The organism is Paenisporosarcina sp. NPDC076907 (assembly GCF_050269735.1).
GTDB lineage: Bacteria > Bacillota > Bacilli > Bacillales_A > Planococcaceae > Paenisporosarcina.
In genome coordinates, this window is sequence record NZ_JBNNIX010000001.1 from 730,439 (window position 1) to 747,532 (window position 17,094).

The 17,094-nt window shown below is 34.2% G+C and carries 19 protein-coding genes; all 19 read left to right on the forward strand.

Going from position 1 to position 17,094, the window contains the following annotated elements; translation table 11 throughout:
- Nucleotides 1–424: 424 nt before the first annotated feature.
- The 19 genes from ACQKEV_RS03595 to ACQKEV_RS03685 all read left to right on the forward strand — a co-directional run bounded on the left by ACQKEV_RS03595 (nt 425) and on the right by ACQKEV_RS03685 (nt 17,087).
- The gene (locus tag ACQKEV_RS03595; protein WP_427443439.1) at nt 425–1,165 is read left to right on the forward strand and encodes a YveK family protein; all 741 of its coding nucleotides are present in this window, start codon (nt 425–427) and stop codon (nt 1,163–1,165) included.
- Complete coding sequence (locus tag ACQKEV_RS03600) at nt 1,165–1,890, forward strand: CpsD/CapB family tyrosine-protein kinase (RefSeq protein WP_427443441.1); 726 nt, start codon at nt 1,165–1,167, stop codon at nt 1,888–1,890. Before ACQKEV_RS03595 ends, ACQKEV_RS03600 begins: the two co-directional genes overlap by 1 nt.
- 124 nt (nt 1,891–2,014) lie before the next feature.
- Nucleotides 2,015–2,785, forward strand: a complete 771-nt coding sequence (locus ACQKEV_RS03605) for a tyrosine-protein phosphatase (RefSeq protein WP_427443443.1) — start codon at nt 2,015–2,017, stop codon at nt 2,783–2,785.
- Nucleotides 2,786–2,813: 28 nt separating this feature from the next.
- Nucleotides 2,814–4,658 (forward strand): polysaccharide biosynthesis protein, encoded by a 1,845-nt coding sequence (locus ACQKEV_RS03610; RefSeq protein WP_427443445.1) that lies wholly within the window; start codon nt 2,814–2,816, stop codon nt 4,656–4,658.
- Between the two features lie 105 nt (nt 4,659–4,763).
- Entirely contained in the window at nt 4,764–5,642 is an 879-nt protein-coding gene (gene galU, locus ACQKEV_RS03615; RefSeq protein ID WP_427443447.1) for a UTP--glucose-1-phosphate uridylyltransferase GalU, read from the forward strand.
- A gap of 165 nt (nt 5,643–5,807) precedes the next feature.
- Nucleotides 5,808–6,920 carry a DegT/DnrJ/EryC1/StrS family aminotransferase gene (locus ACQKEV_RS03620; RefSeq protein ID WP_427443449.1) on the forward strand — a complete coding sequence of 371 codons (1,113 nt, stop codon included), beginning with the start codon at nt 5,808–5,810 and terminating at the stop codon, nt 6,918–6,920.
- 2 nt (nt 6,921–6,922) lie between these two features.
- Nucleotides 6,923–7,561: a sugar transferase gene (locus tag ACQKEV_RS03625; protein WP_427443451.1), complete on the forward strand. Its 639-nt coding sequence runs from the start codon at nt 6,923–6,925 to the stop codon at nt 7,559–7,561.
- Between the two features lie 152 nt (nt 7,562–7,713).
- Nucleotides 7,714–8,349 (forward strand): acetyltransferase, encoded by a 636-nt coding sequence (locus ACQKEV_RS03630; RefSeq protein WP_427443452.1) that lies wholly within the window; start codon nt 7,714–7,716, stop codon nt 8,347–8,349.
- Nucleotides 8,350–8,377: 28 nt separating this feature from the next.
- Nucleotides 8,378–8,599: a hypothetical protein gene (locus ACQKEV_RS03635; protein ID WP_427443453.1), complete on the forward strand. Its 222-nt coding sequence runs from the start codon at nt 8,378–8,380 to the stop codon at nt 8,597–8,599.
- Nucleotides 8,600–8,744: 145 nt separating this feature from the next.
- On the forward strand, nt 8,745–8,966 hold the full coding sequence (locus ACQKEV_RS03640) for a hypothetical protein (protein WP_427443455.1): 222 nt from the start codon (nt 8,745–8,747) through the stop codon (nt 8,964–8,966).
- A 38-nt stretch (nt 8,967–9,004) separates the two neighbouring features.
- Nucleotides 9,005–9,766: an SDR family NAD(P)-dependent oxidoreductase gene (locus tag ACQKEV_RS03645; protein ID WP_427443457.1), complete on the forward strand. Its 762-nt coding sequence runs from the start codon at nt 9,005–9,007 to the stop codon at nt 9,764–9,766.
- A 57-nt stretch (nt 9,767–9,823) separates the two neighbouring features.
- Nucleotides 9,824–11,344 carry an amino acid adenylation domain-containing protein gene (locus ACQKEV_RS03650; protein ID WP_427443459.1) on the forward strand — a complete coding sequence of 507 codons (1,521 nt, stop codon included), beginning with the start codon at nt 9,824–9,826 and terminating at the stop codon, nt 11,342–11,344.
- On the forward strand, nt 11,331–12,137 hold the full coding sequence (locus tag ACQKEV_RS03655; RefSeq protein WP_427443461.1) for a GNAT family N-acetyltransferase: 807 nt from the start codon (nt 11,331–11,333) through the stop codon (nt 12,135–12,137). Before ACQKEV_RS03650 ends, ACQKEV_RS03655 begins: the two co-directional genes overlap by 14 nt.
- A 2-nt stretch (nt 12,138–12,139) precedes the next feature.
- On the forward strand, nt 12,140–12,370 hold the full coding sequence (locus ACQKEV_RS03660) for an acyl carrier protein (RefSeq protein ID WP_427443463.1): 231 nt from the start codon (nt 12,140–12,142) through the stop codon (nt 12,368–12,370).
- A complete protein-coding gene (locus ACQKEV_RS03665) occupies nt 12,367–13,440 on the forward strand; it encodes a ketoacyl-ACP synthase III (RefSeq protein ID WP_427443465.1) in 1,074 nt (357 codons plus the stop codon). The genes ACQKEV_RS03660 and ACQKEV_RS03665 overlap by 4 nt, the downstream gene beginning before the upstream one ends.
- Complete coding sequence (locus tag ACQKEV_RS03670; protein WP_427443467.1) at nt 13,415–14,092, forward strand: MBL fold metallo-hydrolase; 678 nt, start codon at nt 13,415–13,417, stop codon at nt 14,090–14,092. The genes ACQKEV_RS03665 and ACQKEV_RS03670 overlap by 26 nt, the downstream gene beginning before the upstream one ends.
- 66 nt (nt 14,093–14,158) lie before the next feature.
- On the forward strand, nt 14,159–14,698 hold the full coding sequence (locus ACQKEV_RS03675) for a 4'-phosphopantetheinyl transferase family protein (RefSeq protein WP_427443469.1): 540 nt from the start codon (nt 14,159–14,161) through the stop codon (nt 14,696–14,698).
- A gap of 128 nt (nt 14,699–14,826) precedes the next feature.
- Nucleotides 14,827–15,684, forward strand: a complete 858-nt coding sequence (locus ACQKEV_RS03680; RefSeq protein ID WP_427443471.1) for a hypothetical protein — start codon at nt 14,827–14,829, stop codon at nt 15,682–15,684.
- Between the two features lie 167 nt (nt 15,685–15,851).
- Nucleotides 15,852–17,087 (forward strand): oligosaccharide flippase family protein, encoded by a 1,236-nt coding sequence (locus tag ACQKEV_RS03685; RefSeq protein WP_427443473.1) that lies wholly within the window; start codon nt 15,852–15,854, stop codon nt 17,085–17,087.
- Nucleotides 17,088–17,094 lie beyond the last annotated feature (7 nt).

Sequence of the window (17,094 nt, forward strand, 5' to 3'; positions counted from 1 at the left end):
AACGGCGGCAGACGGCGGCACAAATGTTTTGTATTTGTGTCGCCGCCTGATCCAGTAGGGGCAGTTTTGTAGCAGAAATGGACGCTGCACTCTAGCGGTATGTATCACTCGAGGCTGGACACAATTGTTCCTCAAATTGTGTCCAACCTCCACAAAAAAATAAAGAACCCCACAACAGCGTGATGCTTCTTTCGAATCTCAAAAAACTACTATATTTCAATAAAAAAAAGCCACATGTAAAGTACTAGAATAGTGGCACTATTCTAGTACTTTACATGTGACAAAATTTTTACAAGATAAGTGGTAATAAATACCCATTTTTACCAACATTTTAGTAGTTTACATGCAAAATAGTTCAATAGACAATGTTTTAATGTGCTATAATATGACATATTATTTACTGTCTAGGGGGACATGCACAGCCATGGAAGAAACTATCAGTTTGCAGGAACTATTTCACACATTAAAAAAACGGATCGTATTAATTCTGACACTAACCATTCTAGCGACATTAATTAGCGGAATCGTTAGTTACTTTTTTGTAACGCCAATTTATCAAGCATCCACTCAACTTTTGGTCAATCAAGAGAAATCTGAAACGCCCATTCTAAATGTTAGTGACATACAAACAAATCTGCAATTAATTAACACATATAACGTAATTATTAAGAGTCCGGCAATTTTAGATATCGTTCGCAAAGATTTGGCTTTAGATACATTGACGACGGAGGGATTGAACTCGAAAATCACCGTGTCAGCAGTTGGTGAATCTCAAGTGTTGACAATTACTGTACAAGATCCGGACCAGTTCGTTGCACGCGACATTGCTAACACAACGGCAAGTGTTTTCCAACGTGAAATCTCGAACATTATGAATGTGGACAATGTTAGCATATTATCGCAAGCTACTGCAACTGATACACAAAGTCCGATTAAACCAAACAAACCGTTGAATATGGCGATTGCTATGGTTGTTGGCTTAATGCTTGGAGTGGGCTTGGCCTTCTTATTGGAATACCTCGATACTACAATTAAGAGTGAGCAACAGATTGAAAAGCTGTTGGATATCCCTGTCATCGGTGCTATTTCATCGATGGAGCGGAAAGAACAGAGCAAGCTCGATAAGTTCCAGCAAACACGACCGCAAGAAGGGGAGACGCTGTAATGGAAAATAGTCGTCGAAGCAATAAACAAGGAAAGAAAAAGTCAAAGCAAAAATTCACGAAAGAACGTCAGTTGATTACACATGAATCACCGCGTTCACCGATTTCAGAGCAGTACAGAACGTTGCGCACAAATATTGAGTTTTCGTCAATCGATGAACCTATTCGTACCATATTGATTACTTCTACGGCACCGGGTGAAGGGAAATCCACTACGGCAGCTAATTTGGCAATTGTGTTTGCCCAGCAAGCGAAAAAAACACTAATCGTTGATACTGATTTGCGTAATCCTACGGTTCACTACACATTCCGTTTAACAAATACGAAGGGCTTGACGAATGTCCTTACAAAACAAGCTACATTGGATGATGCAATCCAAATGACATTTATAAAAGATGTACATGTCTTGACATGCGGTCCAATTCCACCAAACCCAGCGGAACTGATTGGTTCCGAATCGATGCAACAGTTCATCGAAAACGTGGCATCGAAATACGATATGGTGATTTTTGATACCCCACCCATTATGGCTGTAACGGACGCGCAAATTTTAGCGAATAAAGTAGATGGTTCCATTCTAGTTTTCAGCAGTGGAGATACGGATGTAGATGCGGCAGTGAAAGCGAAAGATATCTTGATAAATGCCAAGTCCAAATTACTTGGTGCGGTATTAAACAAGAAAAAAGCAAAAGATTCACAATACTACTATTACTACGGAAGTAATTGATGACTTTTTAATCAAACAAATAACAATTTTTCCCTTTCTTCCAGTGTGAAATAATGCTAATCTATTAGATAGATAGTGAATTTAGTGTTATTTGATAACGAAGTAGGTCGAAAGGAGCATAATGATGATTGATATCCACGCGCATATATTACCGACACTCGATGATGGGGCACCATCACTAGAGGGTAGTTTAGAAATGGCCAGACAAGCGGTGGCAGAGGGCATAAGCACAATCATTGCTACACCACATCATAAACACCCAAGTTATTTAAACAGCAAATTTGAGGTAGAGAAACATGTGGCGTTATTAAATGCCGAATTACGGTCACAATCCATTCCTTTGTCTGTAATGGCTGGACAGGAGATTCGTATTTATGGGGACCTGGTAGAGGATTTACAAAAAGGCGATGAGTTGCTGTCGTTGAACGATTCCAATTACGTCTTGATCGAATTCCCGTCATCTGATGTGCCGAAATATGCCGATCAATTGTTTTATGACATTCAAGTAAAAGGTTACACACCAATTATTGCTCATCCTGAGCGTAACAGTGAGTTCGTCAAAAATCCGGATCGTCTATACCGTTTCATTAAAAATGGTGCGTTATCCCAAGTAACGGCGGGCAGTCTGGCCGGGAAGTTTGGGAAGTCAATCCAAAAGACGTCCATCAAATTTTTGGATCATCAGTTAGCTCATGTCATCGCTTCAGATGCCCATAATACAGGCAACCGCGCCTTCCAGTGGAAAGCTGCTTGGAAAGTCGTGGAGCGAGAGTTTGGTAGAGATGGCGTGGATGCATTTGCAACCAATGCCCGGGATGTGTTGAATGGCATTGCCATTGCCAAACTCCCACCAGAAAGAATTCATCAACGAAAGAAGCTGTTTGGGATTGTTTAATCAACTAATACAGAGGGAGGTAAGGATGATGACCATAAAAAAAAGAACATATTTATTGATTCTGCTCGATTCAATCATTGTATTGTTCTCCATATATGCTGGTTATTTTGTCCTTCATCCTTACTTTAATATTTTTACAAATGAAATGTTGGTGGTCAGTTCTCTGGCCATTTTCATAGCTCATCACTTTTTTGCATGGCGCTACGGTTTATATCGCAAAGTGTGGTCGTATGCATCAGTGGGGGAAATGAAATCCATCGTACGTGCGGTAAGTTTTACAATTTTAGCAGTAATGGTCATTCAATTTGCTCTTCAACAAAACATTTATTGGCGTGTCCTGGCGTTAACATGGATGCTACATGTCATTTTACTAGGTGGATCGCGTTTTTCATGGCGAGTCTATGCGGACTCTAAATTCAAACATTCAAAAACTAATATGAAAAAACGCACATTAATTGTCGGAGCGGGCGCAGCAGGGACAATGGTGGCACGTCAGTTGTTGAATAGCAGTGAGGCAGAACTACAACCTGTGGCATTTATAGATGATGACCGATCAAAGCAGTTTTTGGAAATCTACGGCGTAAAAGTATGGGGATATTTAAAAGACATCCCCGAAATCGTAAAAACACATGACGTGGAAAACATTGTGATTGCGATTCCATCTCTATCGAAACAAGAATTGGCAGACGTCATAAAAATTTGTGTGGCTTCCGGTGCAAAAACACAGCAGATTCCACGAATTGAAGACCTCATGACAGGTAAAGTATCGGTTAACGAAATTCGTGACGTGAAGATTGAAGACTTACTAGGACGAGAAGAAGTCCAGTTGGATATGAAAGTAATCTCTGAGAACATTACCGACAAAACAATCCTAGTTACGGGAGCGGGCGGGTCGATAGGATCAGAGATTTGCAGACAAGTGATGAGATTCAGTCCGAAACAATTAATTTTATTGGGCCATGGTGAGAACTCGATTTATTTGATTGAACAAGAATTGCGCGGGATAGTAGGAAAAGGAACAGAACTTTGCCCTGTGATTGCGGACGTGCAAGACCGCGCGAGAATCTTCGACATTGTTGATCAGTATCGACCGGACGTCATCTATCATGCGGCTGCACATAAGCATGTGCCATTGATGGAATATAATCCGATGGAAGCTGTTAAGAACAATATCTTCGGTACGAAGAATGTGGCAGAAGCGGCGGATACGTTCGGAGTTAGTAACTTTGTATTGGTTTCTACAGATAAAGCTGTAAACCCTCCAAATGTAATGGGCGCAACAAAACGCTTTGCAGAAATGATTGTACAGAACTTAGCAAAGAACAGTAATACCAGATTCGCGGCTGTACGTTTTGGGAATGTTTTAGGATCTCGTGGTAGCGTTGTTCCTTTATTTAAGAAGCAAATTGCCAAGGGTGGTCCTGTAACCATAACGGATGCACGTATGACTCGTTACTTCATGACCATTCCGGAAGCTTCTAGACTTGTCATTCAAGCAGGAACTCTAGCAAATGGCGGAGAAGTTTTTGTTTTGGATATGGGTGAACCGGTTAAGATTGTAGATCTTGCAAAGAACTTAATTCGACTTTCTGGTTATTCAGAAGGAGAGATTGAAGTTAGAGAGACTGGAATACGACCTGGTGAGAAGTTGTTTGAAGAGTTGATGAATGAAAGTGAACGTCAGAGCGACGTAGTGTTTCCGAAGATTTATATTGGGAAGGCTACGCCGATTACGAAACATGAGCTGTTTTATTTGCTTGAGAAGATTCCAACTTTAGCGGGTTCTGAGTTGAAAGAGACTTTGGTTGGCGTTGCTAATCGTAAGAATGTTGAGGTTCCTAGTTTAAAACAGATGATGAATGTTGTCGGGTGATTTGGGGACGTGTTAAACGTCCTTTTGTTGTGTGTATGAATACTTGGAATAATAAAAAATAGATCATTTATTATAAAAATGCGATATAAGAAAGAGGTAAGGGTCATGAAGAAAGTCAGAAAAGCGATTATTCCGGCTGCAGGGCTAGGTACACGTTTCCTGCCTGCGACAAAAGCGATGCCCAAAGAAATGTTGCCGATTGTGGATAAACCAACGATTCAATATATTGTTGAGGAAGCAATTGCATCTGGTATTGAAGATATTATTATTGTGACAGGTAAAGGGAAAAGAGCGATTGAAGATCATTTCGATCACGCGTTTGAGCTAGAAGAAAACTTAATTCAAAAAGAGAAATTCGATTTACTTGAGAAAGTAAGAGAAAGCTCAAATGTTGAAATTCACTTCATTCGTCAAAAAGAACCCCTTGGACTTGGACATGCGGTGTTATGTGCGAAGAAATTCATTGGCGATGAGCCTTTCGCAGTTCTTCTGGGTGATGATATTGTTCAAGCTGAGACACCATGTTTAAAACAATTAATTTATCAATATGATGAAACCGGTGCTTCAGTCATTGGTGTGCAACAAGTATCTGATAATGAAACAAATCGGTACGGGATTATTGCACCACTTGAAAGAGCTGGAAGACTTTATAAAGTTAATAATTTTGTAGAGAAACCAGCTATGGGAACTGCACCGTCTAATCTTGCTATTATGGGGCGTTATATATTAACACCAGAGATTTTTAATTTCCTTGAGAAACAAGGGGCAGGAGCGGGTGGAGAGATTCAATTGACGGATGCGATTGAACAATTGAATCAGATTCAACGTGTATTTGCTTATGATTTTGAGGGTAAGCGGTTTGATGTTGGGGAGAAGATTGGGTTTGTGAAGACTACGATTGAGTTTGCTTTGCAGCATGAGGAATTGAGAGAAGAGTTGCTAGAGTATCTCGAAGGCTTATTAGTGAAGAAAGAAGTTAGGTAGATAAGCTTCCCTAGTTCTAGTATGAACTAGGGCAGTATCTTTTACTTTTATGTTAGTGGATTAGTAGTTAATTGGATGAAAGAGCATTTGAATTCCAATTTAGTATTAAACTTCTAAATGCTCTTTACATTTAGAGTAACCTTACAACGAAGGGACGTTTAACAAATGGGAGAAAGAATTTTTCTTTCATCACCACACATGAGTGATGAAGGTTTTGAATTGCAATATGTAAAGGAAGCTTTTGATACTAATTGGATCGCTCCACTTGGGGAGAATGTGAATGAATTTGAGAAAGAACTGGCAACTATGGTTGGATCAAACGCAGCAGCGGCTCTTTCTTCTGGTACAGGATCAATACATTTAGCCTTAAGAGCAGCTGGTGTGGGTGAAGGAGATATTGTTTTCTGTCCTACGCTAACATTTTCAGCGACAGCCAATCCAATCATCTATCAAAATGCCATACCAGTTTTTATCGATAGTGATTACGCTACTTGGAACATGTGTCCTAAAGCCTTGGAAGAGGCTTTTGTAAAATATCCGGAAGTGAAGGCAGTCATAGTGGTACATCTTTATGGCTTGTCTGCAGATCTGGATAAAATAGTAGACCTTTGCAAGAAACACAATGTTGTATTAATTGAAGATGCTGCTGAAAGTTTAGGAACTTATTATAAAGGGAAGCATACAGGAACTTTTGGGGACTATGGAATCTTTTCATTTAATGGCAACAAGATTATTACTACATCTGGCGGTGGGATGTTGGTCTCTAATAATGAAGAAAGAATTGCTAAGGCTAGGTTTTGGGCAACTCAAAGTAGAGATCAAGCAAGACATTATCAACACAGTGAATTAGGATTTAACTATCGAATGAGTAATGTTGTTGCTGGGATTGGCAGAGGACAGCTAAAAGTCTTAAGTCAAAGAGTTGCAAAGAAGAAATATATTTATGAGTTTTATAAGAGAGAACTTGGTTATTTAGAGGGTGTTGAAATGATGCCTAGTAATGAATGGGATGATCCTAATTATTGGTTAAGTTCAATGACTTTATATAGCAGGGTAAGACCTTTTGACATTATGGATGCTCTTGAAAGAGAGAATATTGAATCAAGACCTGTTTGGAAGCCTATGCATATGCAACCGTTCTTTGAGAAATATGATTTTGTTGGCGAAGGTGTATCAGAGAAGTTGTTTGAGAATGGGGTTTGTTTGCCAAGTGATACGAAGATGACGGATGAAGATTTGAAAAGAGTAGTGGAAATAATTAAAGGGTTGTGGAATTAATAATGAAGGATTTTAACAGCGGCATTTATAGAAGTTTTATTAAGAGGCCGATGGATTTCGTACTTTCTTTGATGGCTATTATCTTTCTAAGCCCAGTCTTTTTGATGGTTGCTTTTCTTGTAAGAACTAAGCTTGGGAGTCCGGTGCTTTTTAAGCAGAAACGACCAGGGATGAATGAAGAAATTTTTATGATGTATAAGTTTCGAACGATGATGGATGGGAAAGATGAGAAGGGGACGTTGCTCCCAGACAGTGTTCGATTGACTAAGTTTGGGATATTCTTACGTTCTACATCTCTCGATGAACTTCCTGGCCTTTTTAACATAATTAAAGGTGATATGTCAATTGTAGGACCAAGACCTTTACTGGTACAGTACCTACCGCTTTACAATGAGCATCAAAAGCGTCGTCATAAGGTTAGACCAGGTTTGTCAGGTTTAGCGCAGATTAGTGGTAGAAATGCTATTACATGGGACGATAAATTCGATTTCGATATAAAATATGTGGATCATGTAAGTTTTATTGGAGATTGGAAGATTATTTTTCTAACTCTTAAAAAGGTCTTTGTAAGAGAAGGTATTAATTCAGAAACTTCTGCAACAATGGAGGCATTTAAAGGCAGTGATAGAACAATTCGGTGAGTGTAATATATAAATATTAAATAAGTAATATATTTTTTAAGGTATTAGGTATGGAAATGAACTTTTAATATAACCATTTTATATCTAGATAAACTTGTACTGTAATTTATGATTTATTAGAAAATATTAAGTTAGTCGAGGGGAAAAGCGAAATGAAGAATTTAATTATTATAGGTGCTGGAGGTTTTGGGAGAGAGTTATTAAGTTATGCCATTGAGATTATGGAGTATGGAGATTGTAATTGGATAGTTAAGGGGTTTATTGATGACAATCTGAATGCATTTAACGGTATTGATACTGGTTATCCTATCCTCGGAACAATATCTGAGCATAAAATTGAAGTAAATGCAGTCTATGTTTGTGCAATTGGGGATGGTAAATTCAGATTAGATATAGGAAGAAAATTCCAAAAGAAGGGTGCCGAGTTTATCAATTTTATTCACCCATCAGCAAAGATTAGAGAGAGGGTAAAATTTGGTGTTGGTAATATTATTTGTCCTAACTCCAGCATAAATCCTGACGTGACTGTAGGAGACTTCGTTTTACTAAACTCAAATTCAGGTTTAGCACATGATTGTGTTATTGGTGATGGTTGTTCCTTAATGGGTGGGAATTCTGTTAATGGTAATTGTACAATAGGCAAGTGCGTGTTTATGGGGGCAAACTCTTTAATTATTCCTGGTCGAAAGATTGGTGATTATGTAAAAATAAGTGCAGGTGCAGTAATTTTTACGAATGTAAAGCCTGGTAAGACGATGATTGGGAATCCAGCAATGATACTTAAATAAAAAATTTATTAATTTGGAGGTTTTTGTAATGACAGAAACAGAAAAGCTTGAAATGCTTGAGGAAATGATGGAACTAGAAGAGGGGACACTTACCTCAGAAAAGTTATTGGCTGATATTGAAGAATGGGACAGTATAGCAATTATTTCTTTCATTTCACTTATGGATGAAGAATTTAATAAACAAATTAAGGGTTCTCAAATTAAAGAATTTAAGACAATTGAAGATGCACTTGTTGTAATGGTGAAGTAATTTGTTAAGTGAACGGTTTGAAGCAGTGTATTCAGATATTGGGAAAATAAATTTAAACCATTAACCTAGTAGCTAACTAAAAACTACTTGTAACAGGTGCATCATCCGCAATAATAAGCAATTTATTTAATTGGAGGTTACTAAAATGACAGAAAAAGAAAAGTTAGAAATGCTTGAGGAAATGATGGAACTAGAGAAGGGTACACTCGTACCAGAAATAATATTAGCTGATTTAGAAGAATGGGACAGTATAGCAATTATTTCTTTTATTGCATTGATGGATGAAGAGTTTAATATACAAATTAAAGGTTTTCAAATTAAAGAATTCAAGACAATTGAAGACGCACTTTGTGTAATGGTGAGCTAAATTGTTAGCATGAACTTTTAAATCGGAGTGATTAGATAGTGAATAATAAAAATGAATTTAACCCACTAGACTTAACTAATAGAAAAATACTTGTAACAGGAGCATCATCCGGAATAGGAAGAGCGACATGTGTGTATTTATCAAAGTTGGGAGCTAGTCTAGTCGTTATTGGAAGAAACGAAGTAAGATTAAATGAAACGTTTGAACAATTAGAAGGAAGTAGTCATATCAAGATTCTTGCTGATCTTGCAGAAATTGAAGATATGAGCACTATATTTAATCTAGCAATAGAAGATGGGATTAAGCTGAATGGTCTAGTTCATTGCGCTGGAATTGCGCAAGTAATACCATTAAATGGACTGACAAAGAAAAAGATGATTGCTGAAATGAATATAAACTATTTTTCATTCATTGAACTTGTTCGTCAATATGCTAAAAAGAAATTCAGTGATGGAGGTAGTATAGTTGGTATATCATCAATTGCAGGCGATAAAGCAGAACAATGCCAAACAAATTACTCTGCTTCAAAAGCAGCCTTGGATATTGCTTCACAAGCACTTTCTATTGAACTAGCAAAGAAAAACATTAGAATTAATAGTGTACTACCAGGAGCAATTGCAACAGAAAATTCACAGAGGTCAGAAGAAAATTCAATTGATAGTAATAAAATTAAAGAAGCTCAAATTATGGGAATAGGCCAACCTGATGATGTTGCTGCGGCAATTACTTTCTTAATTAGCGATATGTCAAAATTTATTACTGGTCGTCGACTTTTTGTTGACGGTGGAAGATTTTTGTAGATATTCGAGTTGTAAATTACGAAACGAATAATTATTAGAAAATGGAGAGTGTCTTTTGTGAGAATAAATGTAATTGAATATTTAGAGGAGTCGGTTGAAAATTTTCCAGATAAATTAGCTTACGTGGATTCTATTTCCGATATTTCATTCTTTCAATTAAAGGAAAAGTCAAAAGCAATTGCAACAAAAATTGCCGATTTAAACAAAACCAAACGTCCGGTAGCGATTTTTATGGAAAAAGGTGTTAATTGTATAGTCTCATTTTTAGCCACAGCATATAGCGGCAATTTTTATTCACCAATTGATTATGATATGCCTTATCAACGTATAAATAATGTGATGAATACCTTAAAACCTTTTGCAATATTAACTGATAAAGCTTCTTTGGAAACTGTAAAACAAATTAATTCTATTGTTAATGCTGAGATAATTGTATTTGAGGAAGCTTTAAAAACACAAGTTAATGATGCACTATTAACGAAAATTCGTAATAATATGATCGATACAGACCCACTTTATGTATTATTTACATCAGGCTCAACGGGGACTCCTAAAGGCGTTACAATATGTCATCGTTCTGTGATTAATTATATTGATTGGGTTAGTCAAACGTTCAACATAACAGAAGATGAACGTTTTGCAAATCAGGCTCCATTTTATTTTGATAATTCAGTGTTAGATATTTTTTGCACTTTACGTAATGGAAGTACTATGTTTATTGTACCTAAACAAGTATTCTCTTTCCCTATTAGGTTAATAGAATACTTAAATGAAAATAAAATAAACATCGTTTTTTGGGTACCGTCGATTATATGTTCAGTTGCAAATTTGAGAACCTTTGAGGGTGTTATTCCTCACTATTTGAAAAAAATTTTATTTGCCGGAGAAGTAATGCCAAACAAACAACTGAACACATGGAGGAAATATGTCCAAGGTGCATTATACGCTAATCTATATGGCCCTACTGAAATTACAGTGGATTGTCTCTATTATATTGTTGATAGAGAATTTAGAGATGATGAACCTTTACCACTTGGTATTCCATGTAGGAATAGTGATATTTTGATACTTAATGAAAAAAATAATTTAGTTGAAATAGAAGAATCAGGCGAAATTTGTGTTAGAGGTACATCACTAGCATTAGGATATTATAATAATCCAGAAAAAACTGCAGAAGTTTTTGTGCAAAACCCACTTAATAAACACTATCCTGAATTAATATACAGAACTGGAGATATTGCAAAGTATAATATTAATGGGGAAGTTATGTATCTCTCTCGTAAGGATTTTCAAATAAAACATATGGGCCATAGAATTGAATTAGGTGAAATAGAAACTGCCATTAATTCGCTTGAAGAAATTAACTTATGTTGTTGTGTTTATGATGCCGTTAGTAGTAAAATTATTCTTTTTTATGAAGGTCAAGTAGATAAAAACTATATTATTAAAGGGAGTAGACTCTTACTTCCAAAATATATGATACCAAATAAGTTCATACAAATAACTGAGATGCCATTAAATAATAATGGGAAAATTGATAGATTGAAGCTTAAGGAGTTAGTTAATGAGCATATATAAGAAATTGGTTGATGATATTAATGAACTTAGGAGAAGAAATAAAAAAAATTTCATTACCAATTCCTTCTTTAATATGCAACAACTAAAATCGATGCTCGATATGGAAAGTATAAATGTAAAGAAATCAGAAGATGTGATCATTATCTTAAATGAAGAAGAACAATTAATTCGTTTGTATTTTTATGCTACATCTCTTGAATCACTTATACAAATTAGAAATATTCTACCTGGAAATTTTAATAAGCCAGTTGTTGCAGAAATTATCGGAAAAGGTACTCAAATTGAGAATGTTCTAACTGAATTAAGAAAAGTTAATTTTAAACAACATAATAAATTAATTAGAATGAATCGAGTAGGACAAGAATACTCAGAAAAAAATATATCGAATGTTTCAATAGCAATTGAAAACCAGGTTTCTGAAATAATGGACATTTTATATGGTGAATTTGATATATACACATCTCATCTACCAACTAAAGAGAAGTTATTGACCTCAATCAAAAATCAAGAAATTGCAGTTGTTATTGAACAAGATAAGATTGTGGGCCTTGCATATTTTGAGTCATTGGGAGAACGTTTGAATTACCTTTATCAAATAGTTGTTGATCAGAAATTTAGGGGACAAGGTATAGCAGACAGTTTACTAATTTATAAATTTAAACATTCACCTAAAGATGTTGCTTGCCAATTATGGGTGGAAATAAATAATCAATATGCAATAGATAAATATCACAAGTATAATTTTGTAGAAGATGGACTTGTTGATTATATTATGATATTCGAAGGAGTTTAACTATGGAAAAGATTTATGAAATTCTAACTGAATTACGTCCGGAAAATGATTTTAAGAGTAGCGATGATTTTATATTTGATGGATTTCTAGATTCATTTGACATCATTTCTTTAGTTTCAGAAGTGGAAGAAAGGTTCAATATATTAATTGATGCATTAGACATTCTTCCTGAAAACTTTAGTAGTGTAAAAGCGATAGCTAATGTTATTAGTAAAAATGGTGGAACTGTATGAAAACCATTTTTCAAGGAAAGAAAATAACAGGTTTATTAGGCGTACTTCCGCAAAATGAAATAAGATTTGAAGATGAAGTGCAGAACTATACCTTCCCTGAAAAACAGACTATGCGTCTAAAAAAGGTTATGGGATATGAAAAACACCGTGTTGTGAAAGATAGCACTGCAAGCTCTGATTTATGTGTATTTGGTTTAAATCATATGTTTGAAAAAGGTTTAATTAAAAAGGAGGAAATAGGAGCTATTGTAGTAGTAACAACGACTCCTGACCATTTTATACCTCATGTTAGTAATATAATCCATGGTAAGTGTGGTTTAGATAAAAGTGTGTTATGCACGGATATCAGTCAAGGATGTACTGCGTTTTTGTATGGATTGATACAGTCCTTTATGCAGTTAGAGCATCTTGGTGATAAAAAGGTTGTCTTGTTTAATGTGGATACACTAAGTAAAAAGGTTTCAACGAAAGACAGAAACAGTTATCCACTAATAGGAGATGCTGCAGGGATTACTATTGTAGAAAATGATTCAAATGCAAAGGATATACATTTTTATCTTTACAATGATGGAAGTCGAGGAGAAGCACTAAAAATCCCTGCAGGAGGTTCAAGATTAGCTAGTTCAGCTGAAACTGCTGTAATGAATGATTTAGAAAACGATGGGAATCTACGAAGTCTTGATAACTTAAAGATGAATGGATCTGATGTTTTTACGTTTGTTCAGACTGAAGTGCCACCGTTAATTGAGGAAACATTACAATTTTCTGGACAAAGCAAAGAAGATATAGATTGGTACCTATTTCATCAACCAAATAAGTTTATGCTTAAAAAACTTGCAGAAAAGCTAGATATACCTTATGAAAAGGTTCCAATGAACATTGTAGAGAACTATGGTAATCCAAGTGGTGCATCTATACCAATAAATATCGTGCATAATTTGAAACAAAAGGTCGTTGATAACACATTTAATTGTTGCCTATCTGCTTTTGGTTCTGGTTTGTCCTGGGGGGCTATGACTATCGAACTTGGGGGAATGGATTTTTGTGAAATGCTTATTTCAGATTGTTAATTGTGAACTTTATAGTTTCACATTTGATCCAATAGATTCAAGGATGTATATGATAATTTCAAATGAAAAGGCGTTGATTGTAGACCCTTGTGTTGATGTAGATGCCTTAGAATTGTTGAATGATAGGAAGGTAGTAGATGTAATTGTACTGCCTACTCACGAACATTATGATCATATATCAGGGATTAACTGGCTAAAGGATAATTTAAATTGCAGGGTGATTGCTATAGAGCAGTGTGCAAAAAATTTACCAAGCCCAAGGTATAATGCTTCAGCCCACTTTGAGGCACTCTTTCTTTTTTCAGCGAAAGAGATTCAGGACAAGATTGCAGATAAAAATATTCAACCCTATAGCTGTAATGCAGATGAGGTTTTTCAAGAGTATAAGAGCTTTAAATGGGAAAATCACAAAGTTGAAATAATAAAATCTCCTGGTCACTCTCAAGGCAGCGTTTGTATCATAATAGATGATATATATATATTTACAGGAGACAGCTTAATAAAAGGTGTGCCGACTATTACAAGATTACCAGGTGGTAGTAAAAAGGAGTATGAAAAAATTACGTTACCATTTTTAAAGTCTTTACCTCAGGCGTCTATTATATTTCCAGGTCATGGAGAAGCAGGGCATATTCATGAATTTCTCTTATAGTATAAAAAAACTAGGGGTACAGATAGCTGGCATAGCAGATAAATTTAAACTAAGGTTTATCGAAAAATGGTGACTATATTTATAGCAAAAATTGAGTCCAAGATTTCATCAGAGGTATTTATTAAATATATATTAAAAAAATACCTAAAAATACAGGGTAGTGTATTAATTCAGAAAAATAAGTATGGAAAACCATTTTTAGTGAACTCCCCTAATATTCATTATAATATCTCGCACACAAAAGGAATTATGGTTTGCGCTATTTCAGCATGTTATGTAGGTATTGATATTGAAAGAATTAAGAATTTTAATAAACGTATCCCAAAAAGATTTTTTACTGAAAATGAGCAAAATTATATCTACAGTAGAGAAGAAGATCAAAATAACCGTTTTTTTGAGGTATGGACAAGAAAAGAAGCATATGTAAAATGGATTGGAAAAGGGTTAGAAATGCCGTTGGATTCATTTGATGTACTTTCTATCGAAAATATATACACTTTTTCATATGGAGTATATACAATATCTGTATGTAATAAAGAATTTAAACAAAAATCCGCTATTCATAAATATTGTCTTATCGAGCTAGGACCGGAGACTTTATTTTAAACTCGTAATGTGTAAATTTAGTTCAACATAATGAACAAAATTTTTGTTGTATATTGTTTTATTTACTTTAACAGAATTAGTTTGAATATATAACTATAAGACATAGTACATAAAAAGTGAGTGATAAAATGAGAGGTATAATTCTAGGTGGCGGAACTTTTATAGGTCATTGGATGAAAAAAAAATTAGCTATCGAATTTGGTCATTCTCCAGTTATTATTGATTATCCCCGCGAAAATATAAGAATATATCTAAGTGCGAATGATATGTTCTATTCTTTATCAGAGATTAATTTCAAAGCATTAGAAGATTATAGACCTGATTATATAGTATTTAATTTTTATGATTTATTTGATCTATACTCAATAAATTTAAGTAAGAGCAGTGACAATATATTAATGTCAGTAATAAACAAGTTGTTGGAAATTGTTCGGAAAATCAACTGTAGATTGCTAATTTTAACTCATGTAAATCGATATAGAAGTATAAATACTTTTTATGAGTCTATGTTTAATAGTTTGAATGATACTTATTTAAAATATATTGAAGTTGTCGCAAAGACTATGTCAATAGATATTAAGATAATATTACTTCCAAACGTATTTGGTCCAAGAGAATCTAATCAGGCAATAATAAGTACTATTTTCTCAAAAATATTAAATCATGAAGATTTACAGTTAATAGAAACAAAAAGAGATTTTTTATTTGTTGATTCTGTAATTAATAGATGTTTCAATGATTTTTTTATCACCAATGATAAAAATATTTATTACTCCTATAGTTCAGGTAGAAGAACGTCACTGGTGGAAATGTATTCATTGATTATTAGGATATTAGGGAAAGAAAATAAAAAAAATAAAATTTCAATTTTAAAAGATTCTATTTTTTTAGAAAAAACGGATGTTAATAGTGATTTAATAAAAAATATAGTCATTAATCAAGACTATGGAGTGATATTCGATAATTATAAAAATTTTTTCAAGTAGATCAAAACAACATAACGTTTCGTCTCAGTGAATCTTAAAATAAAACTACTCAATCAATTCAGTAATTGTGGCTTTTGTTAACAACAATTAACTACAATAAAGATGTTTTATTTTAAGAAGAGTAGTAATATTCTATAAAATTTTACATGGAAATTAGGTAATATGTGATGAAGAGTAATAAATCTCTTTCATTAAGAAGAAACATTTCTTGGACATTTTTTTCGAATTTAATTTATGCTGCAAGCCAATGGGGAATAATATCAGTTTTATCTAAAATAGGAAACCCATCAATGGTCGGTCAATATGCACTTGCATTGGCCATAACTGCACCTTTTTATATGTTTACTAATCTACAATTAAGATCATTGGTAATTACCGATTATAAGAATAAAAATGAATTTAATTCGTTTTTTATGCTTAGGTTGGTTACTGTAAGTATTTCCATGGTTTTAATTATCTTTATTTTATTATTTAGCAATCACCAATTAGAAACAAAGATGATTATCTTTTTTATAGGGGTTTCAAAAGCAATTGAGTCCATTAGTGATGTTAGCTTCGGTTTAATTCAAAAAAATGAAAGAATGGATTTGATTGCAAAATCAATTCTGGTAAAAGGAATTTCTTCTTTGCTAATTGTGACTATTGTGATTAAACTGACCGGCAATATTATTCTGGCAACTTTTGGAATATCATTAGTTTGGATAATGATACTTATTTTTATTGATTTACCAAAGATTAATAAATTCACTGAATTTTCATTGCGATTTAACAGGAACCAGATTATTGAAATTGTTAAGCAAGGATTACCATTGGGCAGTGTAATGCTATTAATATCATTAAATGAAAATATTCCCAGATATTTTGTTGAAGTATATAGAGGGATAGAAGAGTTAGGTGTTTTTGCTTCTATTGCATATATTATGATAGCCGGAACCTTTATAATTAATTCTATAGGGCAGTCTGTGAGCCCGAAATTAGCAAAATATTATTCAAATAATGAATTTGATAAGTTTCAAAACTTATTAAATAAACTGGGGTTTATTGGGTTTATTATTGGTTTATCTGGCCTATTAATTGCTCTATTATTCGGTGAAAGCATTCTCGTTAATCTTTATACTCAAGAATTCGCTAACTATAATAATATTTTCCTTATATTAATAGTAGCCTCAACAATTACTTATATAAATTCGTTTATTGGGTTTGGTCTAACCACTGCTAGATTATTTAAAATTCAACCTTTAATAGTCTTAGTAGTAATTTTATTCAATCTTCTTGCTAATTTAGTATTGACTCCAAAATTCGGATTATTTGGAGTTGGAATTTCTATAACTATTTCTGTAATTGTACAGTTTTTAATATCTTTCTTTGTACTAAATATCCATTTAAAAAAAATGAAATCTTAATGAAGTT